The 16,094-nt window shown below is 71.3% G+C and carries 10 protein-coding genes and 1 pseudogene; 7 read left to right on the top strand and 4 right to left on the bottom strand.

The features are described 5' to 3' along the window. Positions 1-77: 77 nt before the first annotated feature. Positions 78-1,820: an ArnT family glycosyltransferase gene (locus QFZ75_RS36815; RefSeq protein ID WP_373465998.1), complete on the bottom strand. Its 1,743-nt coding sequence runs from the start codon at positions 1,818-1,820 to the stop codon at positions 78-80. A gap of 172 nt (positions 1,821-1,992) precedes the next feature. Here QFZ75_RS36815 and QFZ75_RS36810 point away from each other — a divergent pair, with 172 nt between their 5' ends. Continuing rightward, on the top strand, positions 1,993-2,802 hold the full coding sequence (locus tag QFZ75_RS36810) for an NPP1 family protein (protein ID WP_373465997.1): 810 nt from the start codon (positions 1,993-1,995) through the stop codon (positions 2,800-2,802). Positions 2,803-2,834: 32 nt separating this feature from the next. Here QFZ75_RS36810 and QFZ75_RS36805 read toward each other — a convergent pair whose 3' ends face one another. Next, positions 2,835-3,692 carry an alpha/beta fold hydrolase gene (locus tag QFZ75_RS36805; RefSeq protein ID WP_307543766.1) on the bottom strand — a complete coding sequence of 286 codons (858 nt, stop codon included), beginning with the start codon at positions 3,690-3,692 and terminating at the stop codon, positions 2,835-2,837. A 608-nt stretch (positions 3,693-4,300) separates the two neighbouring features. Between QFZ75_RS36805 and QFZ75_RS36800 the strand changes: the two genes are divergently transcribed. After that, positions 4,301-6,205: a long-chain fatty acid--CoA ligase gene (locus QFZ75_RS36800; protein WP_307543765.1), complete on the top strand. Its 1,905-nt coding sequence runs from the start codon at positions 4,301-4,303 to the stop codon at positions 6,203-6,205. Between the two features lie 180 nt (positions 6,206-6,385). On the opposite strand, the gene QFZ75_RS36795 is transcribed toward QFZ75_RS36800, so the two are convergent. Next, positions 6,386-7,252 carry a LysR family transcriptional regulator gene (locus tag QFZ75_RS36795; RefSeq protein ID WP_307543764.1) on the bottom strand — a complete coding sequence of 289 codons (867 nt, stop codon included), beginning with the start codon at positions 7,250-7,252 and terminating at the stop codon, positions 6,386-6,388. 94 nt (positions 7,253-7,346) lie between these two features. On the opposite strand from QFZ75_RS36795, the gene QFZ75_RS36790 reads away from it, so the two are divergent. Together QFZ75_RS36790 and QFZ75_RS36785 are read left to right on the top strand one after the other, a co-directional pair. Next, positions 7,347-7,664, top strand: coding sequence for a hypothetical protein (locus QFZ75_RS36790; RefSeq protein WP_307543763.1), 318 nt, complete (start codon positions 7,347-7,349; stop codon positions 7,662-7,664). A gap of 238 nt (positions 7,665-7,902) precedes the next feature. Then, positions 7,903-10,923: a glycosyl hydrolase gene (locus QFZ75_RS36785; protein ID WP_307543762.1), complete on the top strand. Its 3,021-nt coding sequence runs from the start codon at positions 7,903-7,905 to the stop codon at positions 10,921-10,923. Between the two features lie 112 nt (positions 10,924-11,035). On the opposite strand, the gene QFZ75_RS36780 is transcribed toward QFZ75_RS36785, so the two are convergent. Next, on the bottom strand, positions 11,036-11,548 hold the full coding sequence (locus QFZ75_RS36780) for a pep a2 (RefSeq protein ID WP_307543761.1): 513 nt from the start codon (positions 11,546-11,548) through the stop codon (positions 11,036-11,038). A gap of 304 nt (positions 11,549-11,852) precedes the next feature. Between QFZ75_RS36780 and QFZ75_RS36775 the strand changes: the two genes are divergently transcribed. The 3 genes and pseudogenes from QFZ75_RS36775 to treS all read left to right on the top strand — a co-directional run bounded on the left by QFZ75_RS36775 (position 11,853) and on the right by treS (position 16,085). Next, entirely contained in the window at positions 11,853-12,170 is a 318-nt protein-coding gene (locus QFZ75_RS36775) for a DUF5133 domain-containing protein (RefSeq protein WP_307545041.1), read from the top strand. 135 nt (positions 12,171-12,305) lie between these two features. Further along, positions 12,306-14,355, top strand: a pseudogene (locus tag QFZ75_RS36770) (alpha-1,4-glucan--maltose-1-phosphate maltosyltransferase). Beyond that, complete coding sequence (gene treS, locus QFZ75_RS36765) at positions 14,352-16,085, top strand: maltose alpha-D-glucosyltransferase (RefSeq protein ID WP_307543760.1); 1,734 nt, start codon at positions 14,352-14,354, stop codon at positions 16,083-16,085. The pseudogene QFZ75_RS36770 and the gene treS overlap by 4 nt, the downstream one beginning before the upstream one ends. Positions 16,086-16,094 lie beyond the last annotated feature (9 nt).

Raw genomic sequence — 16,094 nt, 5'->3', positions numbered from 1 at the left:
CGGTACCCTCGCGACGGCCGAACCGGTCGGGCGCGAGCGCCGGTTGTGACGGAACCGGCCTCCGGTGGCGGTCCGCGTCAGCGGCGCCGGTAGACCGTGATCGAGTGGCCGACCTCGTCGACCGGTGTGCTGGTGGCGAGCAGCGCGGCCAGCCGTCCGTCCGCCTTCGCCGCCGCCGAGTCGGACACCACCAGCAGTCCGTGCACCTCGCCGAGCGGGGCCTTGAGCGGGTCGGACGCGTCGATGCCGTAGTAGGCGGGCACGCCCGCGCCCTTGTAGACGAGCCAGACCCGTTCGCCGGGGCGGTGCCGGTGGAGGTGGTCCGCGAGGCGGCCCAGGTCCTGGCCCCAGTCGACGTTCGAGTCGTGCAGCCGCAGATGGGTGCTGGACGGTCCGCCGAACGCCTCGTTGGAGTACGGCAGGTAGTACGGGTAGGTGCGCAGCGAACTGACCGCCACGAAGCAGACCAGCGCCACCGTCGCCCGGTGGACGGCACGGCGGCGCAGGAGTGTCACCCCGGCGGCGGCGACGGCCAGGAACATCGGCATGAACACCGCGTACCGCACCCCGAGGTCCCGGGCGCCGTTCATGGAGACGGCCAGCAGCACGGCCGGGGGGACGAGCACGTACGGGAGGGCGGGGCGCAGCCGGCGTACGGTCAGGACGGCGACGGCGCCCGCGCCCCACAGCGCGAGCGTGCCGAGCGGGGTCTTCACCAGGAGCGCGGCCGGCAGGTAGTACCAGAGCGAGCCCTCGTAGAGCCGCCCGAAGAGGAACCCCTGCCAGACGTCGTACTCGAAGCCGAACTGGATGCGCATGCCGTCCCGGTACGCCTCCGGGAACGGCAGCCACGCCGCCGCCCGGCCGCGCATCCCGCGGATGTCCGGCACGTTCTCCGCGCCCGCCCAGCGCAGCCGGGGGTCGACCACGAGATAGGCGGCCCACACGACGGCGACCGCGACCAGCGCCATGCCGAGGGCGGCGGCGGCCCCGTGCAGCAGGAGCCTCGTCCGGGCCCGGACGTCGAGGCCGGGGGTGCGGCGGGCCTGCCAGAGGGACAGGACGCCCAGCAGCATCAGTACCGGGACCAGCGGCAGCACGCTCATCTTCGTCGCCGCGGCCGCCCCCAACGCCACGCCCGCGAGGAGCAGATGCGGGTGCGGGCGCCGCCGGGCCCGCCACAGCAGCCATACGCAGGTGAGCAGGAACCCGGCCGCCGGTACGTCGAGCGTGGCCAGCGAGCCGTTCGCGACGACGTCCGGGGAGAACGCGTACAGGGCGAGTGCCACGAGTCCGCCGGCCGGGCCGGTCAGGTCGCGGGCGAACGCGAGGACGACGAGCCCGAACAGCAGCGTCAGGACGATCACGGGCAGGCGGGCCAGCAGCATCAGGCGGCCGGGGTCGTTGCCCGACTCGTACAGCACGTGCCGGCCCAGCGCCTGCTGGCTGCCGGTGAAACCGCGGTCGAGGTGCACGTCGGTGAAGACCAGGCCGGAGGCGATGACCAGCTTGCCCAGCGGCGGATGTTCGGGGTTGTGGCGGAAGCTGCGTTCCTTGAGGTACACCTCGGCCGTCGCCACGTACACGGGTTCGTCGATGGTGGGGGTCTGCTCGACGGCGGTGGTGACCATCGCGACCGTCATCCCGGCGAGGAGCGCGAGGACGGTCAGCGCGTAGAGCCACCGCCGGCGCCGCGCATGCCGGACATACCGCAGCAACCCGCCGTACCCACGCGGTCGTTCGGCCGTGGACGGTGGTTCGGCCGGGTGGGGTGCGGTGTGTCCGTCACCCTCGACCGGGGTGACCCGCGGCGCGCTCATGCGGCACACCTTTCCACCAACCCCCCACGTCTGTGACGTTCTTGGGTCGGACGAGCCACAAGTGTTGGGCACTCCGTAACCGTTGCGCCTCCTGCGGCCTCTTGGCACGCGAGTGAAAACCCGACACTCTGAACTGCACATGTCATACAGGGCGTTGGCCTGCACGGGGCCGATGAGGAGGACACTTGTGAACGGCAGACCGGCATCGAAGTTCTTCGGACCCCGGCGCTTGGGCCGGAAGTCGCTCGGCGTCCTGGCGGGCGCGGCGGCCCTGGTCCTCGTTTTCCCGGCCACCGCCCTGGCGGCGCCGCCCGCCGCACTGCCCGCCAACGCGGAGGCGCTGGACTCGACGTTTCAGCCCACGTACGACTACGACACGGACGGCTGCTACGCCACGTCGGCCATCGGCCCCGACGGGACCGTCAACGGCGGGCTCAACCCGAGCGGCGCCCTGAACGGCCAGTGCCGTGACGCGTCCGACCTGGACAGCGTCAACACCTACTCGCGCTCCAAGTGCAACAACGGCTGGTGCGCGATCGTCTACGGCTCGTACTTCGAGAAGGACCAGGCCGTGGCCGGCAGCGGGCTCGGCGGGCACCGGCATGACTGGGAGCACATCGTGGTCTGGGTGCAGAACAACGAGGCCCAGTACGTCTCGACGTCCAACCACGGCTCGTTCACGGTGCACAACCGCTCGGCGATCCGCTGGGACGGGACGCACGCCAAGGTCGTCTACCACAAGGACGGGATCAGCACGCACTGCTTCCGTGCCGCGACCGCGGGGGACGAGCCGCCGGAGAACCACAAGGGGACCTGGCAGCGCCCGCCGCTGGTCGGCTGGAACGGTTACCCCGGCAGCTTGCGTGACACATTGACCTCGTACAACTTCGGAAGTGCGACGCTCGGCATCAAGGACAGCACGTTCGCCTCGCACCTCGCGTCGGCCAAGCCGTCGGGGATCGCCTTCGACCCCAACGCCTGACCGCACGGCGCACCCGCGGACCGTCCGGACCGTCAGGGGGCGGCGTCCCGGCCCGCGCCGGGAGCGTCGCCGTCCTGCCGGACCGGCAGGACGGCCGCGGCGAAGGCGGCGACGTCCTGGACGAACCGTTCGGGTGCCTCCTGGTGCAGGACGTGACCGGCGCCCCCGTACACGAGGAGCCGCGCCCCGGGGACCGCGTCGAGGATCCGCTGCTGGTCGGCGCGCGGCAGGAGGGCGTCGGCGTCGCCCCACAGCACGAGCGTGGGCACGAGGATGCCCCGCAGCGTGGCCGCGAGGTCCGTCTCCAGCAGGCCGCGCACGGTCTCCCGCCACACCCGTGCGGGTACCTTCAGGTTCTCGTCGGCGAGTGTCGCGAGGAGTCCGCGCCCCAGCGGCCGGGCCGTGAGACCGCTCAGCAGTTCCTCGACGAAGGCACGCGGTACGGGGTCGCCGAGGCGCCGCACCCTCTTCGCCAGGGCCCTCGCACCGGGCTTGTCGGCGAGGGTGGCGGGGACGCCCGCCAGGACGAGGCCCGCCACCCGGTCGGGATGGCTGCCCGCGACCAGCCGTGCGGCCACACCGCCGCTGGACACGCCGGCCAGGACCGTCCGCCGGATGCCCGCGGCGTCGAGGAACTCCACGAGGTCGCCGGCGAAGTCCTCGGGACCGTAGCCGTGCGGGGGCCGTTCGGCGTCGCCGTGGCCCCGCTGGGTGGGGGCGTACCCGTGCAGCGCGGCCGGAAGGCGCCTGAGCAGCGGCTCGAACGTCCACCAGGAGTCCGCGAGGCCGTGCACGAACACGACGGGGACGCCCTGCGGGCCGCCCGCCTGGGCGTACGGGAGGACGAGTCCGCTCCGCAACCGGGCGGCCTTCACCGCGATCGTGCTCACGGCGGCCCTCCTGCCTCGGTCGGCCCCCTCGCACGCGGGCCGCTGGGCGGCCCGACGATCTCCTTCATCGTAATGACGTGCACGGGAGGCCGCCCGTCCGCACACCGCCACCGGCGTCGGCGCACTCTCCGCGACCGGGGCGCGGCGGTGGACCCGGACCACCGGCGGTTCCTCGGCAGCGGCGATTTCAAGTCGAACACCCGGGGTCCGACGACGGCCGCACCGCGGGTGGAGGACCGCACGCACGCCCGGGCCGGGGACCTGCCAGCCGCCCTCACGTCGCCGGTCGACGCGTCGTACAGCCGGTCGAACGACCAGCGGCGCAATCCGGACACCGAGGTCCTGGCTTCCCCGGATGCCCTGCGCACACCGGTCGCGGCGCGAGGCAGCACGCGGCCGGCACCCCGCCGCCGTCCCCGTCCGCCGGTGCCGCCGGAACCGTTTCCCGCTCGACGGACCGCAGTGGCCCGGTGGCACTCCGCAAGCGAATCAGGTCAGGCCGATGGGCCGTTCGTGACCCAACTCCCGCCGTCGTGGGCTAGATTTCGAACGCCCTCGATTCCGGACTGCATCGGAAGGGGCGCTCTGAGGAGAGTCTGGAGCGGCACATGCACCCCTTGGAAGTAGCCAGACAGGCTTCGCCCTCGATGCAGGGAGGGCTCGCCGACAGTCTCTTCGAGACAGCCGAACGCGACCCTCTGCTGCCGCAGTTGGCGCGCCGCTCCGACACCTCCCCCGCGGTCTGGTCGCAGGTGACCGCCGTCGAGCTGCGGGACGAGGTGCTGGACGTCGCCAAGGGGTTCATCGCGGCCGGGATCTTCCCGGGCCACCGCGTGGCCGTCATGGCGCACACCTGCTACGAGTGGACCGTGCTCAGCTACGCCCTGTGGACGGTGGGCGCCGAGATCGTGCCGGTCCACCCGACCTCCTCGCACGAACAGGTCGCGTGGATCCTCCAGGACGCGAGCTGCGTGGCCATGGTGGTGGAGGACGAGCAGGGCATCATGACGGTCGGCTCGGTGATCGCCTCGCTGCCGGCCCTGCGGCACGTCTGGCAGCTGGACTCCGGAGCCCTCGCGGACCTCACGGAGGCGGGCCGGGACGTCCCGGTCACCACCGTCGAGTCCATGCGCCGGATCGTGCTCCCCGACTCGACCGCCGTCATCGCCTACACCTCCGGCACGACGGGCGGACCCAAGGGCTGCGCGCTGAGCCACAACAGCCTGGCGAGCCCCTGCGACACCCTGCTGGCCGGATGGGGACACACCGCGGCGCCTGCCGGGCAGCAGCCCGCCGTCCTGGCCTTCCTGCCCTTCTCGCACGTGTACGGCCTCATGGTGCAGGGGCTGTGCATGCGCGGCGGATTCCTGATGGGCCACGAACCCGACCTGCGCGCGGAGAAGCTGGCCGACGCCCTGCTGTCGTTCCGGCCCACCTATCTCCACGCCGTCCCGCTCGTCTTCGAGAAGCTCTACAAGAACTTCCTGCGCGAGGCGGAGCAGTCCGGCCGCGGCGCCCTGTTCGAGCGCGCCGCCCGCACCGCGCAGGACTTCGCCGCCGCCACCGAGCGGCAGCGCCTGGGCACCGGCCCCAGCCCCGGCCTCGAGCTGCGGCTGCAGCACGCCGTCTACGACAAGACGGTGTACCGCAGGCTCCGCGCGGCCCTCGGCGGACGCGTGTGCGGCGCGGTGTCGGGCGGCTCCCCCCTCAACCGTGAACTGGCCCTGTTCTACGCGGGGATCGGGATCCCCCTCCACGACGGGTACGGACTCACCGAGACGAGCGGCGGCATCACGGCCCAGCCCGTCGGCCGGGAGAAGATCGGCACCGTGGGGCAGCCCCTGCCCGACACCGAGATCCAGGTGGCGGAGGACGGGGAGCTCCTCGTCCGGGGGCCCTCGGTCTTCCAGGGCTACGTCAACGACGAGGAGGGCGACCGGGCCGCGTTCCGCAACGGCTGGCTGGCCACTGGTGACCTCGGGCGGTTCGACGAGGAGGGCTATCTGAGCATCACCGGCCGCAAGGAGGACATCGTCGTCACGAGCGGCGGCAAGAGCGTCGCTCCGGCGGCCCTGGAGGAACGTCTGCGGGTCCATCCGCTCGTCCACCAGGCGGTCGTCGTCGGTGACGGCCGGCCCTGCGTGGGAGCCCTGATCACCCTCGACCCCGAGTATTTGGCGCACTGGCGCTCGCTGCACGCCACACCGGGCGACGCGCAGGACCGCCGGCTGCGCGAGGAGAACGCCCTGCGGGAGGAGATCAACCGCGCTGTCGGCGCGGTCAACTCCACCGTGTCGCGCTCGGAGTCGATCCGCGTGTACCGGGTGCTGCCCGAGGCGTTCGACCTGGCCAACGGGCTGCTCACCCCGTCGATGAAACTGCGCAGGGACGCCGTCGCGGACCGGTACGCCGCCGAGATCGAAGCCATGTACCAGTCCTCGTCGCGCGCGCTCCGCGGCCCCGCCCCCGTCGACCCCTACAGCTGGGACGACACGGACAGCGTCTTCGGCTGACCGGCCGGGCGCCCCCTCGGCCGGTCCGTGTCCGCCTGCCCGGACCACGCCCCGGCAGTGGGCTTCTTCCGGCCTCGGCCCGGGCGTGCGACACGAGGGCGGGAGCGAGAAGGGTCCACCGGACGGCCGGCGGCCTTCTGCCGGACCGGGAGGGGATGCCCCGGTGGCGGCGGTACGGGCTCAGCCCTGCACCGACTCCACCGCCGAGGCGACGAAGTCCGCGACCGGTCGCCGCCGGTCCTCCTGCCCCCAGGCCAGGACCAGCGCGCTGCGCGGCGCGTCGGCCACCGGAACATGGACGAGCTCCGGGTGCAACGGCCTGGCCAGCGAACACGGCAGGACCGCGATCGCCCGTCCCAGCAGGACCAGGTGCGTCAGCTCGGCACCGTCGGCGACCTCGGGGCCGGACCCGGCGGCAGGCCCGGCACCGGGCGCCCCCGAGCCACGGGCACCCTTCCAGCGCGGCAGCGTCTCGTGGGCCAGGTCGGCGAGGGTCACCTCGTCGCGGCCGGCGAGCCGGTGGTCCGGCGGCAGGACCGCCACCCGGCCCTCGACCATCAGGATCTCGTGGTCCAGGCCGGTCAGGTCGTCGAACGGCACGTACAGCAGAGCCACGTCCGCCCGGCCGTCGCGCACGTGATCGGCGCGGTCGGTGGGCCCGCCGAACAGGATGTCCACCTGGCGGGCGTCGGGCCGGCGGGAGTAGGCGGCCAGCATGCCGGACAACAGGCCCGCGTCCCCGCCGGGCTTGATCACCAGACGCAGCCGGGTCTCCCGCTCACCCGCCCGACGGGTCCTCTCGGCCGCCGCCCCGACGGCGAGCAGCGCGTACCGGCCGTGGTACCGCAGCACCTCCCCGGCAGAGGTGAGGGCGACGTGCCGGCTGGAGCGCTCCACCAGTGCCACCCCGAGCCGGTCCTCCAGCCGGCGCACCGCCTTGGACAAGGCGGGCTGCGCGATCCCCAGCCGCTGCGCCGCCCGCCCGAAGTGCAGTTCCTCGGCGAGCGCGGCGAAGTACTCCAGCTCGCGGGTCTCCAGCTCGGCCATGCCGCCAGAGTACCGACCCGTTCATTCCCGGAAGGAATGGATGCAGAACCCGTCGGCCTTGGACTTCACGAAGAACCGCCAGTTCAATCGGGTCATGATCCATCACACGATGATCGTCGCCTTCGACGAACCGATTCCCACCGACGAACTCGACACGTACCTGGAAGAGCTCGAAGAACTGACCATGGACACCGGCGCCTTCGAGTCCTTCGCGGCCCGCCACCACCTGCGCGTCCCCGGCGACGACCACGCCCCGGTGGCCGTCGCCTCCGCCGTCGTCCGGTTCGGTCTGACCGACCTCGGCGCCCTCGACAGCGCCTTCGCCCTCCCCGGTGTCGGCGAGTTCATCGGCCGCTGGCAGGCCCGCCGCCCGTACAAGGCGATCTGGGTCAACCACGAGCCCCTCGCCTGACCCGGCGCCCCCACGGGGGCACCCGCCCGGCGCCGTCGCAGCGGCGGCGCCGGGATCCAGCCCCAGCCCCAGCGGCCTGCCCCAGGGTCCTCCCAGGCACCGCAACCAGAAAATTGTGTCGTGCATGCTTCTTGACGCCTCTTGATGCGGCGACTTAGTTTCGCAGCGATTAAAACGATTCAACTCCCTGGGCCCCACAGGGGTCCTCTTTGTGCTGCCCCAAGAGCGGACTGGAACCATGAACGACCACACCGCAGTTCCGAGGACGGGCCTCCCGCGCCGCACCCTTCTCGCCGCGGCCGCCACCGCGACCGCCGCCGGCGCCGTCGACTGGGCGGCCGCGGGCCGCGCCTCGGCCGCCCCCGCCACCGCCGCCGCCTCGGGCGCCGCCGGTTCCTCCCTGCCGTTCGCCCGGCCGGACCGGGCGGTGCGGCCGAAGTTCCGCTGGTGGTGGCCGGACGGTCTCGTGCAGCCCGACGAGATCAGACGGGAGATCGACCAGATCGCCGACGCGGGCTTCGGCGGCGCCGAGATAGCCGCCGTCCACCACAGCGTCACCGACACCGCGCAGCTGGACACGGCCCGCCACGGCTGGGGAAGCGCCGCCTGGGTGGCGGGAGTCGAGGCCGCGCTGAGCCAGGCCGCGCGACGCGGGCTCACCATCGATCTCACCATCGGCCCCAGCTGGCCCGCCGCCGTCCCCGGGATCACCCCCGACAGCGACGCCGCCGTCAAGGAACTCGCGCACGGAGCGGTCACCGTGGCCCCCGGCGCCACCTACACCGGCCCGGTCCCGGAGCCCGTCCACCAGGCGGCCTCCGGCGTGACCGCGCGCAAGCTGCTCGTGGTGCAGGCGGCCAGGGTGAACACCGCGAACTCCACCCGCAAGGAGACCGGCCTCGACCTGGACTCGGTCCGCGACCTCACCTCCGGCGTCACCGACGGTGCCCTGAGCTGGACCGCGCCCGACGACGGCACCTGGGTCGTGATCGCGTACTGGGTGCGCGGTTCGGGCCAGACCCCGGAGGCCGGACCGCACACCGACCCGCCGGCCTACGTCGTCGACCACTTCAGCGCGGCCGGCACCCGCGCGGTGACGGACTTCTGGGAGAAGCACATCCTCACGAAGTCGGTCCGCCGGCTGCTGAAGGTGTCCGGCGGGGCCCTGTTCGAGGACTCCATCGAGCTGGAGACCGACGGACTGCAGTGGACGCCGGGCCTGCCCGACGCGTTCCGCGAGCACACCGGCCGCTCCCTGCTGCCGCTGCTGCCCGCCCTGGTCCTCGACAACAGCAACCAGGTCTACGCCTTCGAGGCGGCCGTCACCCGCCAGATCCGGCACGACTTCTGGGAGACGGTCTCCACCCTCGTCAACAAGCACCACTTCACGGCGCTGCGCACCTGGGCCCACTCACTGGGCCTGCAGCTGCGCTCCCAGCCCTACGGTCTGCAGACCGACGCCATCGCCACGGCCTCGATCCTCGACATCGCCGAGGGCGAGTCGCTCGGCTTCAAGAACCTCGACGACTACCGGTGCCTGGCCGGCGGCCGCGACATGGCCGGGAACACGGTGCTCTCGTGCGAGGCCGGCGCGTACACGGGCAGCGCGTACAGCACCACGTGGCAGCGGTTCCTGCGCACCATGGGCGGCGCCTACGCCGCCGGGGTCAACCAGACGGTCGTCCACGGCTTCTCCTACGCCGAGTTCCCGGGCGTCAACTGGCCCGGTTACGCGGCCTTCACCCCGTACAAGGGCGTGGCCGGCTACGGCGAGTCCTGGGGTCCCAGGCATCCCACCTGGAAGCACGTCCCGGACATCTCCGACTACCTCGGCCGGGTCCACCAGGTGCTGCAGACCGGCCGCGCCAAGGCCGACGTCGCGGTGTTCCGGCAGACCGGCTACACGGCCACCGGCATCGGCGCCTCCTGGTTCACCGCCACGGGCATCACGCTCGGCTGGACCCACCAGTTCCTCAGCGGACCCCTCCTCGACCTGCCCTCCGCCACCGTGCGCAAGGGCCGGCTCGCACCCGAAGGACCCGCCTACAAGGCCCTGTTCGTCGAGGGCGACTTCTTCTACGGCTCCACGGTGACCCTCGCGCTGAAGGACGCCCGCGCCCTGCTCCGGCTCACCCGCGCCGGACTGCCGATCGTCCTGCTCGGCGCCTGGGACACGGTGGTGCCGTCCGGGATCCCGGACACCGGCGAGGCTGCGCAGGTGCTGTCCGTGGTGAAGGAGCTGCTGGCCCAGCCGCTGGTCCGGCAGGTCACGGACAAGGCCGCGGTCGGCGACGCGCTCACCGCGCTCGGGGTGAAGCCCGACGTCGTGCACGCGAGCGCCTCGACCCTGCTCAACGCCCACCGGGTGGCCGACGGGGTCGACTACTACTACCTGGTCAACGGCAAGCACGCCGAGACCGTCAAGCCGCCGGTCGCCGCCGTCGACCACGAGGTCACCCTGCACCGCACCACGGCGAAGGGCGTGCCGTACCTGCTGGACCCGTGGACCGGGAAGGCCGAACGCCTCGCGCGCTACACCGAGGACGGCGACTCGGTGACCGTGCGGGTCACCCTGCAGCCCGCGGAGACCCTCGTCGTGGCGATCGGCCGGCCGGGCCTCTTCGGCGACCGCAACGGCGCCCGCCCGTACGCCACCGGCAGCGAGGCCGACGAGGTGCGGTTCACGGACGCCGGTCTCACCGTCCGCTCGGCGGCCGCGGGCACGTACCGGACCGTGCTCTCCAAGGGGCGTGCCGTGAGCACCTCGCTCAAGGACATCCCGGAGCCGACGGAGCTGACCTCCTGGAAGCTGCACGTCCAGGACTGGCGGCCCGGTGCCTCGGCGACCCGGACCACCGTCGTCGAGCACGACCTGACGCTCGACGCGCTGGTGCCCTGGTCGCAGATCCCCGAACTCGCCGACGTCTCGGGCATCGGCCGCTACCGCACGACGGTCACGCTCGAACGCGGCTGGAGCGGCGGGTACGGCGCGCGTCTGGAGCTGGGCGCGGTCACCGACACCTGCCGGGTGACGGTCAACGGCCACCGGCTCGACCCGGTCGACCAGATCCGTCCGGTGGTCGACCTGGGCGGCCTGCTCGGGCGCGGGGCGAACGTCATCGAGGTCGAGGTGGCCACCCCGCTCGCCAACCGCCTGCGCGTCAGCGACCCCGGCGTGTACGGCGGCGTGGCCCGGGCGGCGTACGGACTGCTGGGGCCCGTCCGGCTCGTCCCCTACGGGGAGGCGCGCATCGGCTGACCCCTTCCTCGCCCGGGCACGTACGGAAGGGCACGTACGCAGCCGGCCCGCGACCGCCGATGCGGTCGCGGGCCGGCTGCGTGCTGTCGTCCGACGGTTCGCACCGTCCGGGTCACCCGGCCGCCGTGTTGACGAGCGGGCCCTCGGGAACCGGACCCGCCAGGGCCGGTACGGGCAGCTCGCGGGGCATCCCCCGGGCCTCCCGCAGGCTGGGCGCGGGGACGGCCGGGACCAGCGGGGCGCGCTCCATGGCGCGGACCCGGCGGGAGAACCAGACGATCCGTCCGCCGCTGCCCGTGGTGCAGTACCCCCACCCGTCGCTCAGGGCCGCGATGTGGCTCAGGCAGTCCCACGTCGCCGATTCCGGGTGGGACTCCCCGTCGATGTCCGCGACGGCCGTGATGAGGTGCTGGCCGTTCCACCACATCTCGAGGGTGGTGTTCTTGTCCGCCGCGTGCGCCTCGATCGTGCGCAGCAGCCTCTCCGCGCAGCGGCAGACGGGCTCGACGAGGTTCTCCAGGTTCCAGTACCGGAGGTGGGCGGCCAGAATGCGCCTGACCTGGTCGACCCGCTCCGGACTGACCTCCACGTCGAGGTGGTAGTAGCAGGGCACTACGGTCTTCATCGTCGTTGGCTCCTCACCGGCGAAACTCCCGCGCTTCCTCGCCCCTGTGGGCCTTGCTCCGAACGCAGAGCGTGAACAGTCGTTGCGTCTGAGTAACTCTCAGAGTGGGAGCGGTACTCCATTCGTGCAACCCGAGAACCGACCCAATGTGGTTGAAATGACAACAGGACGACGCGTGGTGTCCCGTGCACCATGAGTGAAGGTGTCAGCCGTCGCAGTGGGCCGATGCCTCTTCGTGCACGGCCATCACGCACATCCGAAGGCGAACCGTGCGCATCCGAGGGAGTGGAAGGTGACCAGTGAGATGCTGCTGCCTGCCAAGGACGAAATCGCCAGGCACCTGGAGCTGTACCGGGCCTGGGAACGCATGATGCTCGCGGCTCCGTCCGACCGCGCCGCCCGGGGCAACTTCGAGGACACGGGCTACACGCTCTGCGTCCTGATGGGCAAGCGCTGTGCCAGGGAGGCCGTGTACGCCGCGGAGCGCTATCTGGCGGCCGGTTCGGCCGCCCTCCGCCACGAACGGGCCAACAGGGGCTCACCGATGGGCGGATTCCCGGAACACGCCGGAGGGCTCGCGGCGAACCCCGCGGGCCGAAGGCCTGCCGACATGACGGCATGACGGCATGACGGCATGACGGCATGACGGCATGACGGCATGACGGCATGACGGTGAACGACACAGCAGGACAGTGACGTACCGCGTCGACGACGCACCAGGACAGCCACAACGAGAACGAAGACGGAGGTGAATCCCATGACCGAGAACCTGGCCGACGGCCGCGTCCGCCCTGTCGGCCGCAAGCCCGTCGTTCCGACCGGCCGAGTCCCCGTCGTCGACGTCCGTCCGGCCGTCGAGCACGGAAACCGGCCGGCGAAGGCGGTTCCGGGCGAGACGTTCCAGGTCACCGCCACCCTCTTCGGAGAGGGTCACGACGCGGTCGCCGCGAACGTCGTCCTGTGCGACCCCGAGGGGCGTACCGGACCGTGGACCCCCATGCGGGAGCTCACCCCCGGCAGCGACCCGCTGGGGCGGCGACGTCACCCCGACGGCGGTGGGCGACTGGAGCTACTGGGTGGAGGCGTGGTCGGACCCCGTGTCCGCCTGGCGCCGGTCCGCGCGCATCAAGATCCCGGCCGGCATCGACGTGGGCCTGGTCCTGGAGGAGGGCGCCGACCTGTACGAGCGTGCTGCCGCCGCGGTGCCGCACGAGGCGGGCCGGGCGGCGGTGCTGACCGCCGCGGAGGCCCTGCGTGACGACACCCGTCCGCCGGCCTCCCGTCTCGCCGCGGCCCTCACGCCGGACGTGGACGCGGTGTTCGCCGAGCACCCCCTGCGGGAACGCCTCACCCGGTCCGAGCCGCTCCCCCTCCTCGTGGAGCGGGAGCGGGCGCTGTTCGGTTCCTGGTACGAGTTCTTCCCGCGCTCGGAGGGCGCGGTGGTGGAGCCCGGGAAGCCGCCGGTCAGCGGCACGTTCCGGACCGCGGCGGCACGGCTGCCCGCGATCGCCGCCATGGGCTTCGACGTGGTGTACCTGCCGCCGGTCCACCCCATCGGCACGACCTTCCGCAAGGGCCCCGACAACAACCTCTCGGCCGGTCGCGAGGACGTCGGGGTCCCGTGGGCGATCGGCTCACCGGAGGGCGGGCACGACACCGTCCATCCCGACCTCGGCACGATCGACGACTTCGACGCGTTCGTGGGCACCGCGGCCTCCCTGGGGCTCGAGGTGGCCCTGGACTTCGCGCTCCAGTGCTCGCCCGACCACCCGTGGGTGGAGAAGCACCCGGAGTGGTTCCAGCACCGGGCGGACGGCACGATCGCGTACGCGGAGAACCCGCCGAAGAAATACCAGGACATCTATCCGATCGCCTTCGACGCGGACATGCCCGGCCTGGTGCAGGAGACGCTCGGCATTCTCCGGTTCTGGATGGGGCACGGCGTACGCATCTTCCGCGTGGACAATCCGCACACGAAACCGGTCATGTTCTGGGAGCGGGTGATCGCGGACATCAACCGAACCGACCCGGACGTGATCTTCCTGGCGGAGGCGTTCACCCGTCCGGAGGTCATGCACGCCCTGGCACGCGTCGGATTCCAGCAGTCGTACACGTATTTCACCTGGCGCAACACCAAAGAGGAACTGACCGAGTACCTCACCGAGCTCTCAGGTGACGCGGCCGCCTACATGCGGCCCAATTTCTTCGTCAACACCCCGGACATCCTGCCCGGATTCCTCCAGCACGGCGGGCGGCCCGCTTTCGAACTGCGCGCGGTACTGGCGGCGACGCTCTCACCGTCCTGGGGAATGTACGCGGGATACGAACTGTGCGAGAACACCGCGGCCAGGGCAGGCACCGAGGACTACCTCGACTCGGAGAAGTACCAGTTGCGGCCGCGCGACTGGGAGGCCGCCGAGCGGGCGGGAACGTCCATCGCGCCGCTCATCGGTTCGCTCAACAGGATCCGCCGGGAACACGTGGCCTTCCGCCATCTGCGGAACGTCCATTTCCACGGGACCGACAACGACGCCGTCATCGCGTACAGCAAGCGGACCGGCTCCGACACGGTCGTGGTAGTCGTGAACCTCGACCCCCACCACACCCAGGAGGCCACGGTCTCGTTGGACATGCCACGACTCGGCCTGGACTGGCACGCGTCGGTGCCGGTGCGCGACGAGCTCTCCGGCGAGACATACCACTGGGGCAGGACCAACTACGTGCGCCTCACGCCGGGAGAGCGGCCCGCGCACGTCATGAGCGTCCTGCGACCGTCCTCACCGCCCACCGGAGGGTCACCCACATGATCGTCAACGAGCCCGTCGAAGACAAGTTCGAAGACACCCCCGCCAAGGACCGCGACCCCGAATGGTTCAAACGCGCCGTCTTCTACGAAGTCCTCGTACGCTCCTTCCAGGACAGCAACGGCGACGGCATCGGCGACCTCAAAGGCCTCACCGCCAAACTCGACTACCTGCAATGGCTGGGCGTCGACTGCCTGTGGCTGCCCCCCTTCTTCCAGTCGCCCCTGCGCGACGGCGGCTACGACGTCTCCGACTACACCGCCGTCCTGCCCGAATTCGGCGACCTCGCCGACTTCGTCGAATTCGTCGACGCCGCCCACCAGCGCGGCATGCGCGTCATCATCGACTTCGTCATGAACCACACCAGCGACCAGCACCCGTGGTTCCAGGCCTCCCGCAACGACCCCACCGGCCCCTACGGCGACTACTACATGTGGGCCGACGACGACCAACAGTACGCGGATGCCCGCATCATCTTCGTCGACACCGAAGTCTCCAACTGGACCTTCGACCCCATCCGCAAGCAGTACTACTTCCACCGCTTCTTCTCCCACCAGCCCGACCTCAACTTCGAAAACCCCGCCGTCGTCGAAGAAATCATCTCCGCCCTCAAATTCTGGCTCGACCTGGGCATCGACGGCTTCCGCCTGGACGCCGTGCCCTACCTCTTCGCCGAAGAGGGCACCGACTGCGAAAACCTCCCCGCCACCCACCACGTCCTCAAACGCGTCCGCGCCGAGATCGACGCCCACTACCCCGACACCGTCCTGCTCGCCGAAGCCAACCAATGGCCCGAAGACGTCGTCGACTACTTCGGCGACTACACCGCCGGCGGCGACGAATGCCACATGGCCTTCCACTTCCCCGTCATGCCCCGCATCTTCATGGCCGTACGCCGCGAATCGCGCTACCCCGTCTCCGAAATCCTCGCCAAGACCCCCGCCATCCCCTCCGGCTGCCAATGGGGCATCTTCCTGCGCAACCACGACGAACTCACCCTGGAGATGGTCACCGACGAAGAACGCGACTACATGTATGCGGAATACGCCAAGGACCCCCGCATGCGCGCCAACATCGGCATCCGCCGACGCCTGGCCACCCTCCTGGACAACGACCGCAACCAGATCGAACTGTTCACCGCACTCCTGCTGTCCCTGCCCGGCTCCCCGATCCTCTACTACGGCGACGAGATCGGCATGGGCGACAACATCTGGCTCGGCGACCGCGACGCGGTACGCACCCCCATGCAGTGGACCCCCGACCGCAACGCCGGATTCTCCTCCTGCGACCCCGGACGCCTCTTCCTGCCCACCATCATGGACCCCGTCCACGGCTACCAGGTCACCAACGTCGAAGCCTCCATGAGCAACCCCTCCAGCCTGCTCCACTGGACCCGACGCATGATCGAGATCCGCAAACAGAACCCCGCCTTCGGCCTCGGCTCCTACACCGAACTCCCCTCCTCCAACCCCGCCGTCATCGCCTTCCTGCGCGAGTACAAGGACGACCTCGTCCTGTGCGTCCACAACTTCTCCCGCTTCGCCCAGCCCACCGAACTCGACCTCCAGGCCTTCGCCGGACGCCACCCCGTCGAACTCATCGGCGGCGTCCGCTTCCCCGCCATCGGCGAGCTCCCCTACCTCCTCACCCTCGCCGGCCACGGCTTCTACTGGTTCCGGCTCCGCAAGGACACGGCACCGCTCACCAAACGCCGATTGACGGTGTGCTCCTGAAAGGAGGGG

The sequence above is a fragment of the Streptomyces sp. V3I8 genome (assembly GCF_030817535.1).
Taxonomy (GTDB): Bacteria; Actinomycetota; Actinomycetes; order Streptomycetales; family Streptomycetaceae; genus Streptomyces.
This window is presented reverse-complemented; position numbering and strand designations above follow the sequence as displayed.

Coding starts and splice junctions, on each gene's coding strand:
- QFZ75_RS36815 (WP_373465998.1), bottom strand. CDS start 1,820: ATGAGCGCGCCGCGGGTCACCCCGGTCGAGGGTGACGGACACACCGCA.
- QFZ75_RS36810 (WP_373465997.1), top strand. CDS start 1,993: ATGAGGAGGACACTTGTGAACGGCAGACCGGCATCGAAGTTCTTCGGA.
- QFZ75_RS36800 (WP_307543765.1), top strand. CDS start 4,301: ATGCACCCCTTGGAAGTAGCCAGACAGGCTTCGCCCTCGATGCAGGGA.
- QFZ75_RS36795 (WP_307543764.1), bottom strand. CDS start 7,252: ATGGCCGAGCTGGAGACCCGCGAGCTGGAGTACTTCGCCGCGCTCGCC.
- QFZ75_RS36790 (WP_307543763.1), top strand. CDS start 7,347: ATGATCCATCACACGATGATCGTCGCCTTCGACGAACCGATTCCCACC.
- QFZ75_RS36785 (WP_307543762.1), top strand. CDS start 7,903: ATGAACGACCACACCGCAGTTCCGAGGACGGGCCTCCCGCGCCGCACC.
- QFZ75_RS36780 (WP_307543761.1), bottom strand. CDS start 11,548: ATGAAGACCGTAGTGCCCTGCTACTACCACCTCGACGTGGAGGTCAGT.
- QFZ75_RS36775 (WP_307545041.1), top strand. CDS start 11,853: ATGCTGCTGCCTGCCAAGGACGAAATCGCCAGGCACCTGGAGCTGTAC.
- treS (WP_307543760.1), top strand. CDS start 14,352: ATGATCGTCAACGAGCCCGTCGAAGACAAGTTCGAAGACACCCCCGCC.